Origin of the sequence: Paracidovorax wautersii, assembly GCF_900113035.1 — a bacterium.
In the GTDB taxonomy this organism is placed as follows: domain Bacteria; phylum Pseudomonadota; class Gammaproteobacteria; order Burkholderiales; family Burkholderiaceae_C; genus Paracidovorax; species Paracidovorax wautersii.
On the sequence record NZ_FONX01000004.1, the window covers coordinates 84,596 to 108,099 of the forward strand.

Genomic DNA, 23,504 nt, shown 5'->3' on the forward strand with positions numbered 1-23,504 from the left:
GGCGTCAGAGTTCGTAGTCGTTCACGTGCCCGGTCATGGCGCGCGAGATGAGTTCGCGGTTCAGCCGGTCGCTCAGCAGTTCGGCGAACTTGAAGACGAAGTTGCGCAGGTAGGCGCCGCGCTTGAAGGCCACGCGCGCCACGCTCTGGCCAAAGAGGTGGCCCAGCGGGCGCACCACCAGGTCGCCCAGCGGGTCGTCGCGCATGGCCATCTCGGCCACGATGCCCACGCCCAGGCCCAGGCGCACATAGGTCTTGATGACGTCGGAGTCGATGGCCTCCAGCACGATGCGCGGCTGCAGCTTGCGGGCGGCGAAGGCCTGGTCGATCTTGCCGCGGCCGGTGAACGAGGGGTGGTAGGTGACCAGCGATTCGTGCGCGATGTCGTCCAGGCCGATGCGGTCCTTCTGCGCCAGCGGGTGCGCCGTGGGCATGACCAGCACGTGCTGCCACTCGTAGCAGGGCAGGGTGACCAGGTCGGGGTAGTCGGCGAGGGATTCGGTCGCCATGCCGATCTCTGCCACCTCGTCGATCACCATGCGCGCCACCTCGTGCGGCGTGGCCTGGTGCAGGCTGATGTTGACCTTGGGGTAGGCCTCGCGCAGCTTGGCCACCGGCAGCGGCAGCACGTAGCGCGCCTGCGTGTGGGTGGTGGCGATGCTCAGCGTGCCGCTGTCCTGCGCGCTGAACTGCTCGCCGATGCGCTTCAGGTTGCCCACCTCGCGCATGATGAGCTCGATGCTTTTCAGCACGTGCTGGCCGGGCTCGGTGATGCGCTTGAGCCGCTTGCCGTGGCGCGCGAAGATGTCCACGCCCAGCTCGTCTTCCAGTTCGATGATGGCCTTGGAGACGCCGGGCTGCGAGGTGTGCAGCGCCTTGGCGGCTTCGGTCAGGTTCAGGTTGCGGCGGGCGGCTTCCTGGACGAAGCGGAACTGGTGCAGGTTCATGTCTGATGGCGGCTAAAAAGTCGCATCATTATGCTGCAATCGTCTAAGTGTCGAGACCCTTATGCAGTTCCTCTTTGGTGTCGAATGGCGCGCAGGCGATCTGCGCCATGAGGGCCGTCATGCGCTCGTCCTCGCCGATGGCCTGCTGCACGTGTAGGTCCAGCGTGGGGTGTTCGGTGCGCAGCTCCTGCACCAGCAGCGGCAGATCCTCGCGCGCATGCCGGCCGGTGCCGAGGAACATGGGCACGATGGTGATGCGGCCGACGCCGCCGGCCGCCATGCCGCGCACCACCTGGGGCAGGTCGGGCTCGCTGAGTTCGAGGTAGGCGCACTGCACGGCGAGGTCAGGCCGGTCGGCCGCGATGCGCGCGGCGACGGCCTCCATCGGCTTGCTCCAGAGCGGGTCGCGGGAGCCGTGGGCGAACAGCACGACGCCGTCGTGTTCGTGGGAGGAAGAGGGCATGGAGTCGTTGTGGTGTGTCATCGCCTGAGCACCAGCCACCCGAAGGCGCCCAGCGACAGCACGGTATAGATCAGCCCCGGCGCCGCGGCGGTGAGCCAGGGCGACCAGTTGCGCAGGTTGCCCGCATAGCCGAACACGTTGTTGAGCAGGAAGAAGCTGATGCCGGCCATCACGCCGCCGAACACATAGGTGGCGATGCCGCCCGAGCGGAAGTGCAGGTAGGCGAAGGGCAGCGACAGCACGACCATCACCAGGCAGCTCAGCGGATAGAAGACCTTGCGCCAGAACTCGATCTCGTAGCGCTGGGCGGACTGGCCGTTGGATTCCAGATGGCGGATGTACTGGAAGAGGTCGATGGTCGCCATCTTGTCGGGCTTGAGCAGGGAGGCGGCCACCATGTCGGTGCTGATGTGCGTGGGCCAGCGGTACTGGGCTTCCGCGAAGCGTTCCACGTGCGCTGCGCTGCTGCCCGGGCTGCCGTCGCCGCCTTGGTGGAAGATGTTGCGGTGCACGCCTTCGAGTTCCCAGCCATTGCCGTCGGGCGCGAATTCGCCGCGCTCGGCCTGCAGCGTGGAGACGACGCGGCCCCGCCCGTCGAATTCGTACACCCGCACGTTGCGCATGTGGCCGTTCGTGTCGAGCGCGCGCACGTTGACGGCCACCGAATGGTCGCCCTGCCGTTCCTTGAGCCATGCGCCCGTGGCGCCGGAGCTGATCTGCCCGGTGCGCCGCGCCTTGACCAGCTGCGAGGCCTTGTCGCTGAGCGGCGCCAGGTAGTCGCCCACCGCGAAGGTCAGGATGGCGAAGCCGCAGCCCAGCACCAGCAGCGTGCGCAGCGCACGCCAGGGCCCCAGGCCGCTGGTGCGCATGATGGTGAATTCGGAGCTCTGCGCCAGCCGCGCCATCACGAAGATGGTGCCGATCAGCACGGTGATGGGCAGCAGCTCGTAGAGGTGCGCAGGCAGGCTCAGCGCCACGTAGAGCAGCGCGTACGACAGCGTGTAGCCGGCATCGCCCGCGCGGCCCACCCAGCGCAGCTCGTCCACCATGTCGAAGAAGAAGAAGAGCGCCAGGAAGGCCAGCGTGACGAAGGCGACGCCGGTGATGGCCTCGCGGTAGATGAGGCGGCGGATGGTCTTCATGCGGTATTCCGTGCGCCCAGCAGCGTGCGCAGCGACCAGTGGTTGTGGCGCCAGGTCAGCAGCGCCAGCGCGAAGGCCAGCGCCCCGCCGTGCAGCATCAGCATGAAGGGCCAGAGGCCCATGCGCCCGGCCGCCACCCAGCTCTGGCCCACGGTCATGAGGTTGTAGTAGACGATGAAGGAGAAGAGGGCGAACATCATGCTGCCGCTGCGGCCGGCGCGCGGGTTGACCACGGCGATCGCCAGGCCCAGCACGACGAAGTTGAGCGCCGCGAACGCCAGGCCCATGCGCCAGCCCAGTTCCGCCAGGTCGTTGGGCGTGGGGTCGCGCAGCAGGGCCAGCGTGTCCTGCGTCTTCACGGCGGCTTCATCCGAGCCGCTGGACGAGGAAGAACCGATGCGCATGCCGTACTCGACGAAGTCGCTCACCTTGATGCCGGGCTTGTCCAGCGTGGTTTCCAGCCGCTGGCCGTCGCTCAGGATGACCATGCGTTCGCCCTTGCGCACTTCGAGCCGCGCGCTGCGCGCGGAGGTGACCGTCTCGCGGTCCTTCTCGGTGGTAGCGACGAACACGTTGCTGGCCTCGCCGGCGTCCGACGTGGCCTTGTCGATGAAGAAGACGCGCGTGCCGTTGGCCGACTCCTGGAATTCACCGGGGGCGATGCGGTCGATGTCGCTGCGCTGCTCGTACTGCGTGCGCAGCTCCACCACCTGGCGGTTGGCCCAGGGCCAGATCGCCAGCGCCAGCGCGGCGACGGCCAGCATCACCGGCCAGGCGAAGCGCAGCAGCGGCCCGAGCAGGCTCATGAGCCCGCGCCCGCTGGCGAACCAGATCACCATCTCGCTGTCGCGGTACATGCGCGAGAGCGTGCTCACGGTGGCGATGAACAGGCTCAGCGTGAGGATGGTGGATAGCTGCCCCAGCACGGTGAAGCCCATCACCAGCATCACGTCCGATGGGCTCACGCTGCCGCGGGCGGCCTGGCCCAGCGTGCGGATCAGCATCATCGTCATGACCACGGTGATCAGCACCACCAGCGTGGCCCCGAAGCTGCGCGCCAGCTCCTTGCGGATGGATGAATCGAATAACATTGGCTCGAAGGAAAACGCCGATTATGAACTTCGATCTGAAGACCCTGCCGCTGTCCACCGCTGCCGCCGAGAAGTGCGACCTGCTGATCGTGCTGGTGCCCGAGGGCTTCAAGCCCGCGGCCGACGCGCTGTCCACGCTGGTGGCCCATGCCCTCAAACAGGGCGACCTGGAGGCCAAGCCGGGCAAGAGCCTGTCGCTCTACAACGCGCCCGCCGTGGCCTCCCGCCGGCTGGTGCTGGCCGGTGCCGGCAACGGCAGCGCCAAGGCGGTGCGCCAGGCCCTGCTGGCCTGCGCATCGGCGCTCAAGGGGCCGCAGATCAAGCGTGCTGCGCTGGTCTTCGCCGGTGCTATCGGCCCCGATGCGGTCTGCGCCGCCGTGCTGGCCGTGGCCGATGGCAGCTATGTCTATACCGCCACCAAGTCCAAGGCCGAAGCGCCGGCCCTGGCCCGCGTGACGGTGGGCGTGCCTGACGCCGCTGCCGTGCGCGAAGGCTTCGCCCGGGGCACGGGTGTGGCCGCCGGCGTCGAGTTCGCCCGCGAATGGGCCAACCGTCCCGCCAACCACGCCACCCCCACGCTGCTCGCCAACGCCGCCAAGACGCTGGCCAAGGCGCCGAACATCCAGTGCAAGGTGCACGGCCCTGCCGAGGTGGCGCGCCTGGGCATGGGCTCCTTCATGGCCGTGGCGCGCGGCTCCGAAGAGCCGCTGCGCTTCATCGAGCTGCACTACAACGGCGCCGCCAAGAGCGTGCCGCCCGTGGTGCTGGTGGGCAAGGGCATCACCTTCGACACCGGCGGCATCTCCATCAAGCCGGCGGCGGAGATGGACGAGATGAAGTTCGACATGGGCGGCGCCGCCAGCGTGCTGGGCACCTTCCGCGCCCTGGCCGAGCTCAAGCCCGCCATCAACGTCCTGGGGCTGATCCCCGCCTGCGAGAACATGCCTGACGGCCGCGCCGTCAAGCCCGGCGACGTGGTCACCACCATGAACGGCCTGACGGTCGAGGTGCTCAACACCGACGCCGAAGGCCGTCTGGTGCTGTGCGACGCGCTGACCTACGCGGCCCGCTTCAAGCCCCAGGCCCTGGTGGACATCGCCACGCTGACGGGCGCCTGCGTGATCGCGCTGGGCAACCTGCGCAGCGGCCTCTTCGCCACCGACGACGCGCTTGCCGCCAAGCTGCAGGCCGCCGGCGAGGCCGCGCTCGACCCCTGCTGGCGCATGCCGCTGGACGACGAATACGCCGAAGGCCTGAAGAGCAACTTCGCCGACATGGGCAACGTGGGCGGGCGCGCCGGTGGCTCCATTACCGCGGCCAAGTTCCTGCAGCGCTTCGTGGGCGACACGCCCTGGGCGCATCTGGACATCGCCGGCACGGCCTGGAAGAGCGGTGCGGCCAAGGGCGGCACGGGCCGCCCGGTGGGCCTGCTGGTGCACTACCTGCTGGACGTCGCTCGCGGCGCTGCTGCAGGTGCCGCAGGTGCTGCGCCGGCTGCTGCGCGCCGCCGTGCCGCAGACGCATCCACGCCAGCGCCCGCTGCCAAGGCCGCCAAGCCGGTGCGTGCCAAGACGGTGCGCTCGGCCGCCTGAGGCGCCTGCAGGTCCATGCCCCACCACCAGCCGCGGCGATGACCGAGATCGCATTCCATTTCAATGCGCCGGACAAGCTGGCCTACGCCTGCCGGTTCGCGCGCAAGGTCTCCCGGGCCGACGTGCGGCTCGCCATCACCGGGCCGCAGGACCAGCTCGATCAGCTCGACCGCATGCTCTGGGCCATGGCGTCCACCGACTTCGTGGCCCACTGCCGTGGCGATGCGGACGAGGAGATGTGCAAGGTCTCGCCCGTGATCTTGGTGCCTGATGCGGGCAGCGCGCCGCACAGCGAAGTGCTGCTCAATCTGGGCGCCGGCGTGCCCGCGGCCTTCAGCCGCTTCGGCAAGCTGATCGAGGTCGTGAGCAGCCAGGACGAGGCCGACCGCCAGGCCGCGCGCGAGCGCTGGCGGCACTACGCCGCGCGGGGCTACGCCATCGTCCGCCACGATTTGGTGCTCAAGGGCGGCTGACCATGGCAGCGCCAAATTCTCCCGCTGGGCAGCCCCCCAGATTTGTGCCCACGCTCACCGAGGTGGTGCAGATCGACGACGTGGCGAGCGAGGCGCAGCCAGCGGCCGAGCCGCCGGCGGTGGCCCCTCCGCCGCTTCCAACTTCCGGCTGGCCTTCGGTGCCTCCGGCGCCCGCAACGCCTGCCAGCTGGCCTGCCGTGCCGGCGGTGCCTGCACCCCATCCGCAGCCCTCAGCGCCTGCCGCGCAGCCTTCTCCGTCCGCCTTGCCCGAAGGGATCGAGGAATACATCGTCCACCGCGTCATGCAGCGTGTGGATGTGGTGCTCGACCAGCGCCTGCGCGAGGCCATCGCCACCGTGGTGCAGGAGCAGACGCGCTCCCTGGTGCCCCGGCTGCGCGAAGAGGTCGAGTCGGTGGTGCGCCACGCGGTCTATGAAGCGGTGGCCGACGAACTGGCGCCCGGCCGCGCGACCCCATTGTGAGTTGGCAGGGTTTATCCCTGTGAATTCCAGAGCTGTTCCGCGTGTTCCCTAGTGTTCTGGCCCGTAAATTGCGATATGTTTCCCCGCGTTGAGACACAACAATATTTCTCAGCGTTTACCTTTACTGGAGATCCCTATGCAATTGAAGTTGAAACTGACCGTCCTCGCAGCGATCGCAGCGGTGGCTGGCATGGCCACCGCCCAAGAAGTGGTGAAGATCGGCCACGTGGGCCCGGTTTCTGGTGCGCAAGCGCATTACGGCAAAGACAACGAAAACGGCGCCCGCATGGCGATCGAAGAGCTGAATGCCCAAGGCGTCAGCATCGGCGGCAAGAAGGTCAAGTTTGAACTCCAGGCGGAAGACGATGCCGCCGATCCGAAGCAAGGTACCGCTGCCGCACAGAAGCTGTGCGACGCCAAGGTCGCCGGCGTGGTGGGCCACCTGAACTCGGGCACCACCATCCCCGCTTCCAAGGTCTACAACGACTGCGGCATTCCCCACGTGACGGGCGCGGCCACCAACCCCAACCTGACCAAGCCGGGCTACAAGACCACCTTCCGCATCATCGCCAACGACAACGCCCTGGGCGCTGGCCTGGCAGCCTACGCGGCCGACACGCTGAAGCTCAAGTCCGTGGCCATCATCGACGACCGCACGGCCTACGGCCAGGGCGTTGCCACCGTGTTCAAGAAGGTCGCTGCCGAGAAGGGCATCAAGATCGTGGACGAACAGTTCACGACCGACAAGGCCACCGACTTCATGGCCATCCTGACGGCCATCAAGGCCAAGAACCCCGATGGCATCTTCTTCGGCGGCATGGATCCCCAGGCCGGCCCGATGCTGCGCCAGATGGAACAGCTGGGCATGACCAACGTCAAGTACTTCGGCGGCGACGGCATCTGCACGTCCGAGATCGCCAAGCTGGCGGCCGGCGCCAAGACGCTGTCCAACGTGGTCTGCGCCGAAGGCGGTGCATCGCTGGCCAAGATGCCTGGCGGCACGGCCTGGAAGGCCAAGTACGACGCCAAGTACCCTGGCCAGTTCCAAGTGTACAGCCCCTACACCTATGACGCCACCATGCTGCTGGTCGATGCCATGAAGCGTGCAGGTTCGTGGGATCCGAAGGTCTATATCCCCGAGCTGGCCAAGTCCAACTACAAGGGCGTGACCGCCAACATCGCCTTCGAACCCAACGGCGAACTGAAGAACCCCGCCATCACCCTGTACGTGTACAAGGACGGCAAGAAGACGCCTCTGAACTGAGCGCGCACGCAGCCATAGCCTGCAAGGGGCCGGCCCAGGCCGCTGCACCTTGCGGGTGATGAACGAAAGCCGGGGGGATCGCAAAGATCCTCCCGGCTTTTTCCATGGTGCCTGCGCAGCGGAGCGTCGGGCCGAGGCGAAGCCGACGGCGGGGCCTGCACGCAGGCGAAAAAAAACGGCCAGTGGCCGTTTTTCTTCTTCGGCGCCAGCCTCTCTTTCACGAGAGGGGCTGCGCGAATGTCGGAATCACTCGACCTTGGCCTTGGCGCGCAAGTCTTCCTGGAACTTGGCCAGCTTCTGCTGTTGCAGCTGCTGTGCGATCTGGGGCTTCACGTCGTCCAGCTTGGGCAGCTGTGCATCGCGCACGTCGTCCAGGCGGATCACGTGCCAGCCGAACTGGCTCTTGACCGGCACTTGCGTCATCTGGCCCTTGTTCAGCTTGACCAGGGCTTCGGTGAATTCAGGCACGTAGGTGCTGGCGTTGGCCCAGTCCAGGTCGCCACCGCGGGCTGCGGAGCCGGGGTCCTTGGATTGCTTCTTGGCCAGATCGGAGAACTTGGCGCCCTTCTTGATGGCGGCGATGATGGCCTTGGCCTCGTCTTCCTTGTCCACCAGGATGTGGCTGGCCTTGTATTCCTTGCCGGTGTTGGCCGCGACGTACTTGTCGTATTCAGCCTTGATCTCGGCGTCGGTGACCGGGTTGTTCTTCTGGTAGTCGGCGAAGAGTTCGCGGATCAGGATGGCCTGGCGGGCCAGTTCCATTTGCGCCTTGTAGTCGGCCGAACCTTCCAGGCCGCGCTTTTGCGCTTCCTGCATGAAGATTTCGCGCGCGATCACTTCTTCCTTGATCTGGTTTTCGATGTCGGGAGTGATGGGGCGGCCCGAGCGTTCCACTTGCTGTTTCAGCGCTTCGGCGCGTTCCTTGGGAACGGCCTTGCCATTCACGATGGCGATGTTTTGCGCGGAGACCGGCAGAACCACCGTGCCCAGCAGAGCTGCGGCGACGAGGCCGGACAAGAGCTTTTTCTTCATTCGATTTCCAAAAAAAGGAAGTGATTGCAGCACCTGCTGCTGCGTGCCCTGCGAGGGGCTGGTCAGAGGGTTTCTATGGCAATGGCATGTGCGCCGTTGTCAATAAAAACCTGCAGCGCATCATACACAAGGCGATGCCGTGCCACCCGTGTACGACCCGTAAAGAACGGTGACGCAATGCGTACCCTGAAGTGGGTGCCGAAGCCCGTGCCGTTGGCCCCCACATGGCCCGCATGGTCGGCGCTTTCGTCCAGCACTTCGAGGTGCGTGGGGGTGAGCATTTCCGCCAGGCGGCGCTGCATGGCCTCGGCGGTGACGGGGTACTGGAGCCTCTCCTCGGTACCGCTCATGGCTGGGCATCCTTGGTCGCCGGCGTGCCCGCCTCATCGGCCGCGCCTTCCTTGAGGAAGCGGCTGATATAGAGCGCCTGCAGCACGACGAACACGACCATCAGGCCCATGCCGCCGAAGAGCTTGAAGTTGACCCAGGTGTCGGTGTCGAAGTGGTAGGCGACCCAGAGATTGATGAGGCCCATCACCGAGAAGAAGCCCGCCCAGCTCCACTGCAGCGTGCGCCACACCGGGTCGGGCAGCTGCATCTGGCTGCCCATCACCGAGCGGATCAGGTTCTTGCGGAAGAGGAGCTGGCCCAGCACCAGCGCTGCGGCCATCAGCCAGTAGAGCACCGTGGGCTTCCACTTGATGAATGTGTCGTTGTGCGCGAGCAGCGTGGCGCCGCCGAAGACGACGATCACCCCGAGGCTCACCCACTGCATGGGCTCGACCTTGCCGTGCTTGATGCGCAGGTAGGCGATCTGCGCCACGGTGGCGGCGATGGTCACGCCCGTGGCCACGTAGATTCCCCAGACCTTGAAGGCCACGAAGAACAGGATGATGGGGAAGAAGTCGATCAGCAGTTTCATGAAGCGAGGGGCATGGAGCGTGCGGGCCGGCGCCGCTGGGGCCTCTCCGCCCGGAGCGGGCGGAGGGTGGCGTTCAGCGTGCCGGCGGCTCGAAGTCGAGCGACGCGGAATTCATGCAGTATCGCAAACCTGTGGGGGCCGGGCCGTCTTCGAAGACGTGTCCCAGGTGCGCCCCGCACTGCGCGCACACGGTTTCGGTGCGGACCATGCCATGGCTGCGGTCCACCACTTCCTTGATGGCGCCGGGCACGGCCTGCGAAAAGCTGGGCCAGCCGCAGCCCGCGTCGAACTTGGTGTCCGAGTCGAACAGCTTGGCGCCGCAGCAGATGCAGTGGTAGCTGCCATCGGCCCAGTAGGCCTCGTACTTGCCAGTGAAGGGGCGTTCGGTGGCGGCGTGGCGGGTGACTTGGTAAGCGGCGGGCTCGGCGCCTTTGTCTTTCAGCAGGGCCTGCCATTCGGCGCCGGATTTCTCGATGGGGAAGGTCATGATGAGCAGCTGATCTCGATGGTGGAGGCCCATGCGGGCGGGAAGTCGGCCCAGTGGGCGTCCTGTTCTGCGTGTTCGTCGAAGGGCCGCTCAAGCAGCGCCTGCAAGGTGTGCAACACGGAAAAGTCGCCCGCCTTGGCGGCGCGGATGGCTTCTTCGCCCAGATGGTTGCGCAATACGAACTTGGGGTTGGCCTGGAGCATTGCAACAGCCGCCCGCGCAGGGTCCGTCTGCGCCGTGTGCTCCTGATAGGTGAGCAGCCAGGCGTCCCAGCCGGCGCGGTCGAGGAACAGGTCGCGCACGGGCTCGTAGTCGCCCGAGGCGCGTGCGTGCGAGAGGCGGCGCCAGAAGATCGGGTAATCCACCTTGCCGGCGGCCAGCAGCTGCAGCAGCGCTTCGATCAGCGCGACGTCAGAAGCCTGGGCGTCGCCCGCCGCGGGCTGCGGCAGGCCGAGCTTGGCGCGCATGCGGGCGACGAATTCGGCGGGAAAGACGTCCTTGTACGACTCCAGCGCGGCCTGGGCGTGTTCCGTCTCGCCGATCAGCGGCATGAGCGCCTGGGCCAGGCAGTAGAGGTTCCAGTAGGCCACGTTGGGCTGCCCGCCGAAGGCGTAGCGGCCCTGGCTGTCGCTGTGGTTGCAGATGTGGCCGGGGTCGAAGGCGTCGAGGAACTGGAACGGGCCGTAGTCGATGGTGAGCCCCAGGATGCTCATGTTGTCGGTGTTCATCACCCCGTGGCAGAAGCCCACGGCCTGCCAGTGAGCGAGCAGCGCCGCCGTGCGTTCGCTCACCGCCTGCAGCAGCGCGGCATAGGCGTTGCCGCCGAAGGCCGTGGTGCTGCGGCAGCCGGGGTAGTAGCGGTCGATGACGTAGTCGGCCAGCTGGCGCAGCTCTTCGGTCTGCCCACGCGCTGCGAAGTGCTCGAAATGCCCGAAGCGGATGAAGCTGGGCGCGAGGCGCGTCACGACAGCGGCGGTTTCCACCTCTTCGCGATAGATGGGCGCGGGCGAGCCGGTGAGGCAGAGCGCGCGGGTGGTGGGCACGCCCAGGGCGTGCATGGCCTCGCTGCACAGGAACTCGCGGATCGACGAGCGCAGCACGGCCCGGCCGTCGCCCATGCGGGAATAGGGCGTGCGGCCCGCGCCCTTGAGCTGCACTTCGATGCCGCCTTCGGTCTCGCCCAGCAGGATGGCGCGCCCATCGCCCAGCTGCCCGGCCCAGACGCCGAACTGGTGGCCGCTATAGACCGATGCCATCGGCTGCATGCCGGGCAGCACCGCGTTGCCGCTGAAGGCCTGCACGGCTTCGTCCGAGGCCAGCCAGGCGTGTGCAACGCCCAGCCAGCCGGCGGCGCTAGCGCTGACGGCGATGGCGTGGGGGGCTGGCAGCGGCGTGGGCTGAAGTTCGGTGAAGAAGGCCGGCCCGAGCGCGGCGAAACCATTGCGCCAGACGAGGGGAGAGCTTGCGGATGCGTCGCCCGAAGGCAGGGGGGAGGACATGCGCCGATTGTCTCGCAGGGCCGATCTCCCGCTGGTGCAAGGGACTTGGGGCGCGGCGGCGGCGCGCCGGGGCCTGTCCGCTGCGCGACAGCGCGGGGCCCCGCGGGGTGATGCACGGGATAGTCCTGCCTCGGCGGCCGGGCCCCAGGCGATAGGATGGCTTTTCACCGGAAATCCATACCTATAAAGGAGCACATACATGCTGGGCCTGATGCAGAACCAACCGCTGCTGGTGTCGTCGCTGATCGAATTCGCCGAGCGCCACCATGGCGACGCGGAGATCGTTTCGCGCCGCGTCGAGGGCGACATCCATCGCTACACCTACCGCGACCTGTCGGCCCGCGCCAAGCGCCTGGCCAATGCGCTGGACGGCCTGGGCCTGCAGGCCGGCGACCGCGTGGCCAGCCTGGCCTGGAACGGCTACCGGCACCTGGAGATGTATTACGGCGTGAGCGGCTCCGAACGGGTGCTGCACACCATCAACCCGCGCCTGCACCCCGACCAGATCGCCTGGATCGTCAACCATGCCGAAGACCAGGTGCTGTGCTTCGACCTCAGCTTCCTGCCGCTGGTGCAGGCCGTGCATGCGCGCTGCCCCACCGTGCGCCACTGGGTGGCGCTCTGCGATGCCGACCGGCTGCCCGAAGGCAGCGGCGTGCCCGGCCTGATGAGCTACGAGGCACTGATCGCCGGTGCCTCGCCCGACTACGCCTGGCCGCGCTTCGACGAGAACACCGCCTGCGGCATGTGCTACACGAGCGGCACCACGGGCAACCCCAAGGCCGCGCTCTACAGCCACCGCTCCAGCACGCTGCACGCCTATGCGGCGGCCCTGCCCGACGTGATGTGCCTGTCGGCACGCGATGCGGTGCTGCCTGTCGTGCCCATGTTCCACGTCAATGCCTGGGGCATTCCGTATTCCGCGCCGCTCACGGGCTGCAAGCTGGTGTTCCCGGGCCCGGCGCTCGACGGCAAGTCGGTCTATGAACTGATGGAGGCCGAGGGCGTCACCTTCGCCGCGGGCGTGCCCACGGTCTGGCAGATGCTGCTGGGCCACGTCAAGTCGTCCGGGCTGCGTTTTTCGACGCTCCAGCGCACGGTGATCGGCGGCGCGGCCTGCCCGCCGGCCATGATCCAGACCTTCCAGGACGACTACGGCGTTCGCGTGCTGCATGCCTGGGGCATGACCGAGATGAGCCCGCTGGGCACGCTGACCACGCTCAAGCGCAAGCAGATCGACTGGCCCAAGGACGCGCAGATGAAGGTGCTGGGCAAGCAGGGCCGCGCCATCTACGGCGTGGACATGAAGATCGTCGATGGCGCGGGCCGCGAGCTGCCCTGGGACGGCAAGACCTACGGCGACCTGCTGGTCAAGGGCCCGTGGATCGTCGCGAGCTACTTCAAGGGCGAGGGCGGCGACCCGCTGGTACCCGACGAGCACGGCATCGGCTGGTTCCCGACCGGCGACGTGGCCACCATCGATGCGGACGGCTTCATGCAGATCACCGACCGCAGCAAGGACGTGATCAAGTCCGGCGGCGAGTGGATCAGCTCCATCGACATCGAGAACGTCGCCATGGCCCACCCGGGCGTGGCCATGGCGGCCTGCGTGGGCATGCCGCACCCGAAGTGGGACGAGCGTCCCATCGTGGCCGTGGTGCGCAAGCCCGGGGCCGAGGTGACGCGCGAGGAGCTGCTGAAGTTCTACGAAGGCAAGGCCGCCAAGTGGCAGATCCCGGACGACGTGGTGTTCGTGGAGGCGATCCCGATCGGCGCTACCGGCAAGATGCTCAAGACCCGGCTGCGCGAGCAGCTGGCGGGCTACCGCCTGCCCGGTCTCTGACCGCTCGCGGCCGCCCGTAGTCGCTTGCGCGATAGTGGCTACGGGCATTCCCTCAAACGTCTCCGGGGGCAAGCCGATACGCTGGGCCGCATCGACAACACCTCAGGAGACAGACATGGGTTTCGCTATCAAGGCAGTAGCAGCATCGGTCCTGCTGGCAAGCGCTGGCGGCGCATTCGCCCAGAAGGGCGACACCGTCAAGATCGCCTGGCTGGACCCCCTGTCGGGCCTGATGGCGGCTGTCGGCACCAACCAGCTCAAGAGCTTCCAGTTCCTGGCCGAGGAGTTCAACAAGAAGAACGCCTCGGGCGTGAAGTTCGAGATCATCGGCATCGACAACAAGCTCAGCCCGCAGGAGACCACCAGCGCCCTGCGCTCGGCCATGGACCAGGGCGCGCGCTACGTGGTGCAGGGCAACGGCTCGGGCCCGGCGCTGGCCATCATCGACGCGCTGGAGAAGTACAACGCGCGCAACCCGGGCAAGGAGGTGGTGTTCCTCAACTACGCGGCGGTGGACCCTGACCTCACCAACAGCAAGTGCAGCTACTGGCACTTCCGGCTCGATGCCGACACGTCGATGAAGATGGAAGCCATGACCACCTTCATCAAGGACAAGCCCGAGATCAAGAAGGTCTATCTCATCAACCAGAACTATTCGCACGGCCAGCAGGTCTCCAAGTACGCCAAGGAGAACCTGGCGAGGAAGCGCCCCGACATCCAGATCGTGGGCGACGACCTGCACCCGCTGGCGCAGGTGCGCGACTTCTCGCCCTACATCGCCAAGATCAAGCAGTCGGGCGCCGACACGGTCATCACCGGCAACTGGGGCTCGGACCTGGCCCTGCTGATCAAGGCCGCCAACGATTCGGGCCTGAACAACGTCAACTTCTACACCTACTACGGCGGCGTGACCGGCAGCCCCACGGCCATGGGCTCGGCGGCGGCAGGGCGGGTGTACATGACCTCGTACAACCACCTGAACCTGCCCGGCGACATCGGCCGCATCGTCAAGGACTTCAAGGCCAAGTTCAACGACGACATGTACACCGGGGCCGTCTATCACGCCTTCGCCATCCTCGACGCCGGCTTCGTCAAGGCCAAGTCCACCGACCCGGTGAAGGTGGCTGCCGCGATGGAGGGCATGAAGTTCAACAGCTTCAACGGCGAGGTCGAGATGCGCAAGACCGACCACCAGCTGCAGCAGGGCCTCTTCGTCTCGCGCTGGGAAAAGGCCGGTGGCAAGTATCCCTATGACGCCGAAAACACCGGCTACACCTTCGTTCCGGTGAAATACTACGAGCCCTATGTGGCGAGCACGCCCACCTCGTGCCAGATGAAGCGGCCGTCCTGAGCCGCTGGCCGCCAGCGCCCTCGCGGGCCCGGGCCGCTCCCGGGTTTTTTCCACCCCCAGGCATCGGGTGAACCACTCGGCGCCGGCCTGCCTGGCCGCGCCGCGAGGTCCACCCTGCCCGCCGAAGCGAAGCACTCCGATGAGTCTTGAATTTTTTGTGATCTCCCTGCTGAACGGCGTCAGCTACGGGCTGCTGCTGTTCATGCTGAGCTCGGGCCTGACCCTGATCTTCAGCATGATGGGCGTGCTCAATTTCGCCCACACCAGCTTCTACATGCTGGGCGCCTACTTCGCCTACACGATCTCGGGCGTGATCGGCTTCTGGCCCGCGCTCATCGTCACGCCGCTGCTGATCGGCGCCATGGGCGCGGCGTTCGAGCGCTTCGCGCTGCGCCGCGTCCACCAGTTCGGCCACGTGCCCGAGCTGCTGGTGACCTTCGGCCTCTCCTACCTGATCCTGGAGCTGGTGCAGCTGGTCTGGGGCCGTTCCACCGTTCCCTATGCGCTGCCCAGCCAGTTGCAGGGGCCGCTCTTCACGCTCTACGGCACGCAGTTCCCCAAGTCGCGCTCCTTCGTCATGCTGGTGGCGGTGCTGATGCTGCTGTCCGTCTGGCTGCTGCTCACGCGCACGCGCATCGGGCTGGTGATCCAGGCTGCGCTCAAGCACCCCGAGATGGTCCAGGCGCTGGGCCACAACGTGCCGCGCGTGTTCATGCTGGTCTTCGGCGGTGGCTGCGCGCTGGCGGGGCTGGCGGGCGTGATCGGCGGCAACACCTACATCACCGAGCCGGCCATGGCCGCGTCGGTGGGCTCCATCATCTTCGTGGTGGTCGTGGTGGGCGGCATGGGCTCCCTCGCCGGGGCCTTCCTCGCCTCGCTGCTGATCGGGCTGGTGCAGACCTTCGCGGTGGCGCTGGACTATTCGCTGGTGCATGCCTTCGCGCGCTTCGGCGTGCAGATCACCGAGCAGACCTTCGGCTGGCCGGTGCTCAAGCTCACCATCTCGCAGATCGCGCCGATCCTTCCGTACCTGCTGCTGGTGCTGATGCTGATCTTCCGGCCCAAGGGCCTGCTCGGCACCCGCGAGGACTGAAACCCATGAACCAAGCACCGCTTTCTCCCTCCGCCGCGGGCCGCCATCGCGCGGGGCGGCTCAGCCCGGGCCGCATCATCGTCTGGGGCGCCTTCGCGCTGGCGCTCGTCGCCGCGCCCTGGGTGTTCACGAGCAGCCTGGCGCTCACCATGCTCTCGCAGATCGGCTATCTGATCATCATCTGCCTTTCCTACAACATCCTGCTGGGGCAGGGCGGCATGCTGAGCTTCGGCCACGCGGTCTATACCGGGCTGGGCTCGTTCATCGCCATCCACGCCATGAACCTGGCGGGGCAGGGCACGCTGCCCATTCCGCTGGTGCTGATCCCGGTGGTTGGGGGGCTGGCGGGCCTGTTCTTCGCGGCGCTGCTGGGCTTCGTCACCACGCGCAAGTCGGGCACCACCTTCGCCATGATCACGCTGGGCATCGGCGAGCTGGTGGCGTCGATGGCGCTGATGTTCCCGGGCTTCTTCGGCGGCGAGGGCGGCATCACCACCGACCGGGTCTATGGCAAGCCCTTCTTCGGCATCAGCTTCGGGCCCGCGCTGCAGGTCTATTACCTGATCGCCGCGTACTGCTTCATCTGCACCGCGCTGATGTTCGCCTTCACCGGCACGCCGCTGGGGCGCATGCTGAACGCGGTGCGCGACAACCCCGAGCGCGTGGAGTTCATCGGCTACAACACGCAGCGCGTGCGCTACTTCGCCTTCATCATCGCGGGCTTCTTCGCGGGCGTGGGCGGGGGGCTGGCGGCGATCAATTTCGAGATCGTCACCGCCGCCGACAGCGTGAGCGTGATGCGCTCGGGCGGCTACCTGCTCTTCACCTTCCTGGGCGGCGCCACCTTTTTCTTCGGGCCCATCATCGGCGCGGTGCTGCTGGTGTTCGCCTCGGTGCTGCTGTCGGAGCTTTCCAAGGCCTGGCTGCTCTATTTGGGCTTGGTCTTCCTCTTCATGGTGATGTATGCGCCCGGCGGCATCGCCAGCCTGATCATGATGAACGTGCGCCTGGCGCGCTTCGGCAAGCTGCGCGGGCTGCTGCCCTCGTATCTGGCGCTCACGGCCACGGCGCTGCTCGCGGTGCTGGGCTTCGCGGCGATGGTGGAGATGACCTACCACCTGCAGCTCAACGCGGCGCTGGGCCCGCAGCTGCCCTTCATGGGTACGACGCTGGATGCGCGCGCGCCGGCCAGCTGGATCGGCGCGGCCGTGCTCTTCGCGGTGGGCGTGGGCCTTTTCGAGTGGCGGCGCCGGGACTTCAGGCGCCGCTGGGAAGCCATCCAGGAAGCCATCGAGCATCGCATGCAGCGCGGGGAGGGCGCCTGAATGAACGTGAACCTCAGCAGCAGCAATGCACATCCGCAGGGCAGCCAGACTGGCGCTGCCGGCAACACTCAGACGCCGGCGCTGGAGCTGCGCGACGTGCGCAAGCGCTTCGGCAAGACCGAGATCATCCGCGGCGCGAACCTGGCCGTGGCGCCGGGCGAGCGCGTGGCCATCATCGGGCCCAACGGCGCGGGCAAGTCCACGCTGTTCAACCTCATCAGCGGGCGCTTCGGGCCCAGCAGCGGCGAGGTGCTGCTGCACGGCCAGCGCATCGACGGCAAGGCGCCCTATGAGATCAACCGGCTGGGCCTGTCGCGCAGCTTCCAGATCACCAACATCTTCCCCAAGCTCAGCGTGTTCGAGAACCTGCGCTGTGGCGTGCTGTGGAGCCTGGGCTACCGCTACAGCTTCCTGCGCTTTCTATCGGGCCTGCACGACGCCAACGAGCGCGCCGAGCAGCTCATGCAGATGATCCAGCTGGACGGCAAACGCGACACGCTGGCCATGAACCTGACCTATGCCGAACAGCGGGCGCTGGAGATCGGCATCACCATCGCCGGCGGCGCCAGCGTGATCCTGCTGGACGAGCCCACGGCCGGCATGAGCAAGAGCGAGACCACGCGCTTCATCCACCTCATCAAGGAAGTGACCGTGGGCCGCACCCTGCTGACCGTGGAGCACGACATGGGCGTGGTCTTCGGCCTGGCCGACAAGATCGCCGTGGTGGTCTATGGCGAGGTGATCGCCTTCGACGAGCCCGAGGCCGTGCGCGCCAATGCGCGCGTGCAGGAGGCCTACCTGGGCTCGGTCATCGCGGCGCAGCAGGAAGGAGGGCACTAGACATGCTTCACATCGATAACCTGCACGCCTACTACGGCAAGAGCCATGTGCTGCACGGCGTTTCCTTCGACGTGCGGCCCGGCGAGATCGTGGCCCTGCTGGGGCGCAACGGATCGGGCCGCTCCACCACCGCCAAGGCCATCATGGGCCTGGTGGACTGGCAGGGCACGCTCGAATGGAAGGGCCAGCCGCTCGCCGGCAAGAAGGCCTACGAGATCGCCCACCTGGGCCTGGGCTACGTGCCCGAGAGCCGCGACGTGTTCCCCCATCTCACCGTGCACCAGAACCTGCTGCTGGGCCAGAAGGGCAAGGGCCGGGGCAGCCGCTGGAGCTTCGACGACATGTACGAGATGTTCCCGCGCCTGAAGGAGCGCCAGCACACCGAGGCGGGCGTGATGTCGGGCGGCGAGCAGCAGATGCTCACGCTCTGCCGCACGCTCATGGGCGACCCGGAACTCATCATCATCGACGAGCCCACCGAGGGCCTGGCGCCCAAGATCGTGGAGCTGGTGGCCCAGTACCTCACGGCCATCAAGGCGCGGGGCGTGTCGGTGCTGCTCATCGAACAGAAGCTCACCATCGCCATGACGATTTCCGACCGGGCGCTGGTCATGGGCCACGGCAGCGTGGTGTTCGACGGCACGCCCGATGCGCTGCGCGCCGATGCCGGCGTGCGCAAGGAGTGGCTGGAGGTCTAACTCGCCTGGACGGGCGGGTGCCCCGGCGGGGTGCCCGCGCCGCCTGTCCGGTTTGGGACAGAACTGTCTTGGAACCTGCATCCGCCGCCCCTAGAATGAAAAAGCACGATCGTTCGATTTGACGGCCCTGCGCCGCTGCTCCCATCTTCATTTCACTTCCGAGGAACCACAGAGCATGACTGCTGCCTACGAAGTCCACGGCGACATCGCCGTGATCACGCTGAACAACCCGCCGGTCAACGGCCTGGGCCATGCCACCCGCAAGGGCATCACCGACGGGATCGAGCGTGCCAATGCCGATGCGGCCGTGAAGGCCATCGTCATCACCGGCGCTGGCGGGGCCTTCTCGGGCGGCGCCGACATCAAGGAGTTCGGCACCGACAAGGCGCTGCAGGAGCCCAACCTGCTGTCCGTCATCAGCACGGTGGAAGCCTCCGACAAGCCCGTGGTCGCCGCCATCCACACCGTCTGCATGGGCGGCGGGCTGGAACTGGCACTGGGCTGCCACTACCGCATCGCCGCGCCCGGCTGCAACGTGGCCCTGCCCGAGGTGAAGCTGGGTCTCGTGCCCGGCGCGGGCGGCACGCAGCGCCTGCCGCGCGTGCTGGGCGTCGAGGCGGCGCTGAACATCATCGTGAGCGGCGAGCCGGTCAAGAGCGAGCTGATCGGCTCCTTCCCCGGCCAGAAACTGTTCGACAAGATGGCCGCCTCGGCCGAATCGCTGGCCGAAGAGGCGCTGGCCTTCGCCCGCAGCGTGGCCGATGCGCGCCCGCTGCCGCTGGTGCGCAACCTGCCCTGCAAGCACCCCCAAGGCGATGCCTACTTCCAGTTCGCGCGCAACATGGTCAAAGGCATGGCCAAGAACCTGCCGGCGCCCGCCAAATGCGTGGATGCGGTGGAGGCCGCCACCAAGCGCAAGTTCGCCGACGGCATGGCCTATGAGCGCGAGATCTTCATCAACCTGATGTGGACGCCCGAGTCGCGGGCGCTGCGCCACATCTTCTTCTCCGAGCGCGCGGCCAGCAAGATTCCGGACGTGCCCTCCGACACGCCCCAGCGCGCCGTGAAGACGGTGGGCGTGATCGGCGCCGGCACCATGGGCGGCGGCATCGCCATGAACTTCCTGAACGCGGGCATTCCGGTCACGATCCTGGAAACCAAGCAGGAGGCGCTGGACCGCGGCGTCGCCACCATCAAGAAGAACTACGAAGCCCAGGTCAAGAAGGGCAAGCTCAAGGAAGACAAGTACCAGCAGCGCATGGGCCTGCTCAAGACCACGCTGAGCTACGGCGACCTGAAGGACGCGGACCTGATCATCGAGGCCGTGTTCGAGGAAATGGGCGTCAAGGAAGCCGTGTTCAAGCAGCTCGACGCCGTGGCCAAGCCGGGCGCCATCCTGGCCTCCAACACCTCCACGCTCGACGTGGACCAGATCGCCGCCTTCACCCAGCGCCCGCAGGACGTGGTGGGCATGCACTTCTTCAGCCCGGCCAACGTGATGCGCCTGCTCGAAGTGGTGCGCGGCAAGGCCACGGCCAAGGACGTGCTGGCCACCGTGATGTCCATCGCCAAGAAGATCAGGAAGACGGCCGTGGTCTCGGGCGTGTGCGACGGCTTCATCGGCAACCGCATGATCGAGCGCTACAGCCAGCAGGCCGGCTTCCTGCTCGACGAAGGCGCCACGCCCCAGCAGGTGGACCGCGCCATCGAGAAGTTCGGCTTCGCCATGGGCCCGTTCCGCATGGGCGACCTGGCGGGCAACGACATCGGCTGGGCGATCCGCAAGCGCCGCGCCGTCGAGCGCCCGGACATGAAGTACAGCCGCACGGCCGACAAGCTCTGCGAGCTGGGCCGCTTCGGCCAGAAGACCGGCGCGGGCTGGTACGACTACGCCCCCGGCAAGCGCGACGCCATCCCGAGCGAGCTGGTCAACAAGATGGTCGAAGACCACCGCAAGGAACTGGGCGTGACCCCGCGCAAGATCAGCGACGAGGAGATCGTGCAGCGCCTGGTGTTCTCGCTGGTCAACGAGGGCGCGAAGATCCTGGAAGAGGGCATCGCTAGCAAGTCCGGCGACATCGACATGGTCTATCTGACCGGCTATGGCTTCCCGATCCACCGCGGCGGCCCCATGCACTACGCGAGCGAGCTGGGCCTCTTCAACGTCGAGCAGGCCATGAAGCGCTTCGCGAAGAACCCGCTGGACGACGCCTCCGCGTGGGAACCCGCGCCGCTGCTCTCGCGCCTGGCCGCCGAAGGCAAGGCCTTCGCCTGAGCGACCGCCCCCCGCCGACAGAACAAGGAATTCCGCACATGACCTCCGCAGTGATCGTCTCCACCGCCCGCACGCCGCTCGCCAAGAGCTGGAAGGGCTCATTCAACATGACCCACGGCGCCACGCTGGGCGGCCACGCCGTGCAGCACGCCGTGCAGCGCGCCGGCATCGATGGCGCAGACGTCGATGACGTCCTCATGGGCTGCGCCACGCCCGAAGGCGCCACCGGCAGCAACATCGCCCGCCAGATCGCGATCAAGGCCGGCCTGCCCGTCACCACCTCGGGCATGACCATCAACCGCTTCTGCTCCTCGGGCCTGCAGACCATCGCCACCGCCGCGCAACGCATCATCGCGGGCGAGGGCGATGTGTATGTGGCCGGCGGCGTCGAAAGCATCTCCTGCGTGCAGCAGGAAATGAACCTGCACATGATCCGCGACCTGGCGCTGGAAAAGCAGAAGCCCGAGATCTACTGGAGCATGCTGCAGACGGCCGAGCAGGTCGCCAAGCGCTACGGCATCGGCCGCGAGGCCATGGACGAATACGGCGCAGCCAGCCAGCAAAAGGCCTGCGCCGCGCAGGCCGCCGGCCTGTTCGACGCCGAGATCGCGCCCATCACCGTCACCGCCGGCATCGCCGACAAGACGCTGGGCCTCATCACCAAGCAGGTCACCGTCTCCAAGGATGAAGGCACGCGCGAAGGCACGACGGTGGAGGCCATCCGCGGCCTGCGTTCCGCCCTGCCGGGCGGCCTGGTCTCGGCCGGCAACGCCAGCCAGTTCAGCGACGGCGCGGGCGCCTGCGTGGTGGTCAGCGAAGCCTACGCCGGCAAGCATGGCCTCAAGCCCCTGGGCCGCTTCCTGGGCTTCGCCGTGGCCGGCTGCGAACCCGACGAGATGGGCATCGGCCCCGTCTTCGCCGTGCCCAAGGTGCTCAAGAAACTGGGCCTCTCGGTGCAGGACATCGACCTCTGGGAACTGAACGAGGCCTTCGCCGTGCAGGTGCTCTACTGCCGCGACAAGCTCGGCATTCCGGCCGACCGCCTGAACGTCAACGGCGGCGCCATCGCCCTGGGCCACCCCTACGGCGTGAGCGGCCAGCGCCTGACGGGCCATGCCCTGATCGAAGGCAAGCGCCGCGGCGCCAAGCGCGTGTGCGTCACGATGTGCATCGGCGGCGGCATGGGCGCTGCGGGCATCTTCGAGGTGCTGTAAGGCGCCCCCCGCAAAGCAGACGCCCCGCGCAGGCCATATGGCCTGCGCGGGGCGTCTGCTTTTTTTTTTGCTATGAAAAATGAAGCGTCAAACCCTTGTGGAATAAGCCCTGGTGGCGAATGGGTTCAGGGAGCGCGGCGCTGCTGTCATCGGCTGTGCAGCTTCCATTCCGTTCGTATCGGAGGCATGAACCGTTCCGAGAACATCACGTAGGCCAGCGCCAGCCCGATGCAGGCGATGCCCGCCATCTGCCAGGGCGAGAGGCCCTCGTTCAGCAGCCACATGCCTGCCAGCAGCCCGACCACGGGCACGCCCAGGCCAAAGGGCGCGACCTGGTTGGCAGGGTGGCGCTTGAGCAGCCAAGTCCACAGTCCATAGGCCCCCACCGTGGCGAACCAGCCCAGGTAGGCAGCGCCCGCCCAGGCCTGCCAGGAAGCTTGCGTCCAATGCGGGCCCGCCTGCACAGGATCGGTCAGCCAGCTCAAGGCCGCAAAGGGCAGGATGGGCGTCAGGCTGGACCAGACGACGAACTGAAACGGGTCGTAGCCGGGCTGGATGCGCTGCAGATGCCGCGCCAGGATATTGGTGCCGCCCCACATGGCCGCCGCGCCCAGCGTCAGCACGAAACCGATGGCCGTCACGCCGGCGGCACCGCCCGCGGCGGTGAAGTTCATGCCGAAGCACAGCAGTCCTGCCCCGGCGAACACCAGCCCGCCCATCAGTGCCCGCGTCGGCTTCTCGCTCAGCAGGCCCAGGCCCAGCAGCGCGGTGAAGAACACCTGCGTCTGCATCAGCACCGAAGCCAGTGCTGCCGTCATGCCCAGCTTCAACGCCAGGAACAGCAAGCCGAATTGCCCCACTCCCTGGACCAGCCCATACAGCACGACCCAGCGCCAGGCCAGCGCCGGCCGCCTCACCAGCAGCACCATGGGCAGGGCGGCGAACAGGTAGCGCAAAGCACCCAGCTGCATGGGCGTGAACTCGCGCAGCGACAGCTTCATGGCGACGAAGTTCAGCCCCCAGATCAGCACCACGGCCAGCGCGGCGGCGATGTCGGCGCGTTTCCAGCCGGGGTTCATTGCGCGGGCCGGTCTTTGCGGTAAGCGTTCTTCACGGCGATCCGGCCGTTGCGGAAGGTGAATACGTCCACCATGCGCGCCTCGATGCGCTTGCCGTCCGCTGCGCGCGTGCCGCTGAAAGTGGTTTCGCTCACGCCGCGCTCTCCGCAGACGAAGTGATCGGCCCCTCGCCAGGCGGCATCGGGGCAGGTTGTCCAGGACAGCGCGAAGCCCTCGCGCACGGCCTCGCGGCCGATGAAGCTGCGGCCCAGCACTTCGGGCCCGGCCACGGCATGGAATTCGCAATCCGCGTCCATGCAATCCATCAGCGCCTCCAGGTCATGGCGGTTCCAGGCGTCGGAGAAGCGGTGCAGTAGCGCAAGCAGCGTGCTGGAGTCGGTGGCGGTAGTCATG

Annotated in this window: 23 protein-coding genes; 12 read left to right on the top strand and 11 right to left on the bottom strand. The window is 67.1% G+C overall.

What is annotated here, in order from left to right; genetic code table 11:
* Nucleotides 1-4: 4 nt before the first annotated feature.
* The 4 genes from BM070_RS07365 to lptF are packed head-to-tail and all read right to left on the bottom strand — an operon-like array spanning nucleotide 5 to nucleotide 3,642.
* On the bottom strand, nucleotides 5-946 hold the full coding sequence (locus BM070_RS07365) for a CysB family HTH-type transcriptional regulator (RefSeq protein WP_092939022.1): 942 nt from the start codon (nucleotides 944-946) through the stop codon (nucleotides 5-7).
* 43 nt (nucleotides 947-989) lie between these two features.
* The gene (locus BM070_RS07370; RefSeq protein ID WP_092939234.1) at nucleotides 990-1,409 is read right to left on the bottom strand and encodes a sirohydrochlorin chelatase; all 420 of its coding nucleotides are present in this window, start codon (nucleotides 1,407-1,409) and stop codon (nucleotides 990-992) included.
* 17 nt (nucleotides 1,410-1,426) lie between these two features.
* On the bottom strand, nucleotides 1,427-2,551 hold the full coding sequence (lptG, locus tag BM070_RS07375) for an LPS export ABC transporter permease LptG (RefSeq protein WP_092939023.1): 1,125 nt from the start codon (nucleotides 2,549-2,551) through the stop codon (nucleotides 1,427-1,429).
* Nucleotides 2,548-3,642: an LPS export ABC transporter permease LptF gene (lptF, locus tag BM070_RS07380; RefSeq protein WP_092939024.1), complete on the bottom strand. Its 1,095-nt coding sequence runs from the start codon at nucleotides 3,640-3,642 to the stop codon at nucleotides 2,548-2,550. Before lptF ends, lptG begins: the two co-directional genes overlap by 4 nt.
* A 23-nt stretch (nucleotides 3,643-3,665) precedes the next feature.
* Here lptF and BM070_RS07385 point away from each other — a divergent pair, with 23 nt between their 5' ends.
* The 4 genes from BM070_RS07385 to BM070_RS07400 all read left to right on the top strand — a co-directional run bounded on the left by BM070_RS07385 (nucleotide 3,666) and on the right by BM070_RS07400 (nucleotide 7,453).
* Nucleotides 3,666-5,234 (top strand): leucyl aminopeptidase, encoded by a 1,569-nt coding sequence (locus BM070_RS07385; RefSeq protein WP_092939025.1) that lies wholly within the window; start codon nucleotides 3,666-3,668, stop codon nucleotides 5,232-5,234.
* Nucleotides 5,235-5,272: 38 nt separating this feature from the next.
* Entirely contained in the window at nucleotides 5,273-5,707 is a 435-nt protein-coding gene (locus BM070_RS07390; RefSeq protein WP_092939026.1) for a DNA polymerase III subunit chi, read from the top strand.
* 2 nt (nucleotides 5,708-5,709) lie between these two features.
* Entirely contained in the window at nucleotides 5,710-6,189 is a 480-nt protein-coding gene (locus tag BM070_RS07395) for a hypothetical protein (RefSeq protein ID WP_092939027.1), read from the top strand.
* Between the two features lie 136 nt (nucleotides 6,190-6,325).
* Complete coding sequence (locus BM070_RS07400) at nucleotides 6,326-7,453, top strand: branched-chain amino acid ABC transporter substrate-binding protein (RefSeq protein WP_092939028.1); 1,128 nt, start codon at nucleotides 6,326-6,328, stop codon at nucleotides 7,451-7,453.
* 246 nt (nucleotides 7,454-7,699) lie between these two features.
* Here BM070_RS07400 and BM070_RS07405 read toward each other — a convergent pair whose 3' ends face one another.
* From BM070_RS07405 to BM070_RS07425, 5 genes are all read right to left on the bottom strand, one after another.
* Entirely contained in the window at nucleotides 7,700-8,485 is a 786-nt protein-coding gene (locus BM070_RS07405) for a foldase protein PrsA (RefSeq protein ID WP_092939029.1), read from the bottom strand.
* A 62-nt stretch (nucleotides 8,486-8,547) separates the two neighbouring features.
* Entirely contained in the window at nucleotides 8,548-8,835 is a 288-nt protein-coding gene (locus BM070_RS07410; RefSeq protein WP_092939030.1) for a BolA family protein, read from the bottom strand.
* Nucleotides 8,832-9,407 (bottom strand): septation protein A, encoded by a 576-nt coding sequence (locus BM070_RS07415; RefSeq protein ID WP_092939031.1) that lies wholly within the window; start codon nucleotides 9,405-9,407, stop codon nucleotides 8,832-8,834. Before BM070_RS07415 ends, BM070_RS07410 begins: the two co-directional genes overlap by 4 nt.
* Before the next feature lie 73 nt (nucleotides 9,408-9,480).
* Nucleotides 9,481-9,894, bottom strand: a complete 414-nt coding sequence (gene msrB / locus BM070_RS07420) for a peptide-methionine (R)-S-oxide reductase MsrB (RefSeq protein ID WP_092939032.1) — start codon at nucleotides 9,892-9,894, stop codon at nucleotides 9,481-9,483.
* Nucleotides 9,891-11,393 (bottom strand): protein adenylyltransferase SelO, encoded by a 1,503-nt coding sequence (locus BM070_RS07425; RefSeq protein WP_092939033.1) that lies wholly within the window; start codon nucleotides 11,391-11,393, stop codon nucleotides 9,891-9,893. Before BM070_RS07425 ends, msrB begins: the two co-directional genes overlap by 4 nt.
* Nucleotides 11,394-11,592: 199 nt before the next feature.
* Between BM070_RS07425 and BM070_RS07430 the strand changes: the two genes are divergently transcribed.
* The 8 genes from BM070_RS07430 to BM070_RS07465 all read left to right on the top strand — a co-directional run bounded on the left by BM070_RS07430 (nucleotide 11,593) and on the right by BM070_RS07465 (nucleotide 22,032).
* Nucleotides 11,593-13,236 (top strand): 3-(methylthio)propionyl-CoA ligase, encoded by a 1,644-nt coding sequence (locus BM070_RS07430; protein ID WP_092939034.1) that lies wholly within the window; start codon nucleotides 11,593-11,595, stop codon nucleotides 13,234-13,236.
* Nucleotides 13,237-13,351: 115 nt separating this feature from the next.
* Nucleotides 13,352-14,587, top strand: coding sequence for a branched-chain amino acid ABC transporter substrate-binding protein (locus BM070_RS07435; protein WP_092939035.1), 1,236 nt, complete (start codon nucleotides 13,352-13,354; stop codon nucleotides 14,585-14,587).
* A 139-nt stretch (nucleotides 14,588-14,726) separates the two neighbouring features.
* A complete protein-coding gene (locus BM070_RS07440) occupies nucleotides 14,727-15,680 on the top strand; it encodes a branched-chain amino acid ABC transporter permease (RefSeq protein ID WP_092939036.1) in 954 nt (317 codons plus the stop codon).
* A 5-nt stretch (nucleotides 15,681-15,685) separates the two neighbouring features.
* Nucleotides 15,686-17,005, top strand: a complete 1,320-nt coding sequence (locus BM070_RS07445) for a branched-chain amino acid ABC transporter permease (RefSeq protein WP_092939037.1) — start codon at nucleotides 15,686-15,688, stop codon at nucleotides 17,003-17,005.
* On the top strand, nucleotides 17,006-17,845 hold the full coding sequence (locus BM070_RS07450; RefSeq protein WP_245785140.1) for an ABC transporter ATP-binding protein: 840 nt from the start codon (nucleotides 17,006-17,008) through the stop codon (nucleotides 17,843-17,845). It abuts the gene before it with no gap.
* A 2-nt stretch (nucleotides 17,846-17,847) separates the two neighbouring features.
* Nucleotides 17,848-18,543 (top strand): ABC transporter ATP-binding protein, encoded by a 696-nt coding sequence (locus BM070_RS07455; protein ID WP_092939038.1) that lies wholly within the window; start codon nucleotides 17,848-17,850, stop codon nucleotides 18,541-18,543.
* Nucleotides 18,544-18,718: 175 nt separating this feature from the next.
* Nucleotides 18,719-20,818 carry a 3-hydroxyacyl-CoA dehydrogenase NAD-binding domain-containing protein gene (locus tag BM070_RS07460; RefSeq protein ID WP_092939039.1) on the top strand — a complete coding sequence of 700 codons (2,100 nt, stop codon included), beginning with the start codon at nucleotides 18,719-18,721 and terminating at the stop codon, nucleotides 20,816-20,818.
* Between the two features lie 38 nt (nucleotides 20,819-20,856).
* Nucleotides 20,857-22,032 carry an acetyl-CoA C-acyltransferase gene (locus BM070_RS07465; protein ID WP_092939040.1) on the top strand — a complete coding sequence of 392 codons (1,176 nt, stop codon included), beginning with the start codon at nucleotides 20,857-20,859 and terminating at the stop codon, nucleotides 22,030-22,032.
* Between the two features lie 146 nt (nucleotides 22,033-22,178).
* On the opposite strand, the gene BM070_RS07470 is transcribed toward BM070_RS07465, so the two are convergent.
* Nucleotides 22,179-23,111, bottom strand: coding sequence for an EamA family transporter (locus tag BM070_RS07470; RefSeq protein WP_092939041.1), 933 nt, complete (start codon nucleotides 23,109-23,111; stop codon nucleotides 22,179-22,181).
* On the bottom strand, nucleotides 23,108-23,503 hold the full coding sequence (locus BM070_RS07475; protein ID WP_092939042.1) for a nuclear transport factor 2 family protein: 396 nt from the start codon (nucleotides 23,501-23,503) through the stop codon (nucleotides 23,108-23,110). The genes BM070_RS07470 and BM070_RS07475 overlap by 4 nt, the downstream gene beginning before the upstream one ends.
* Nucleotide 23,504: the final 1 nt, after the last annotated feature.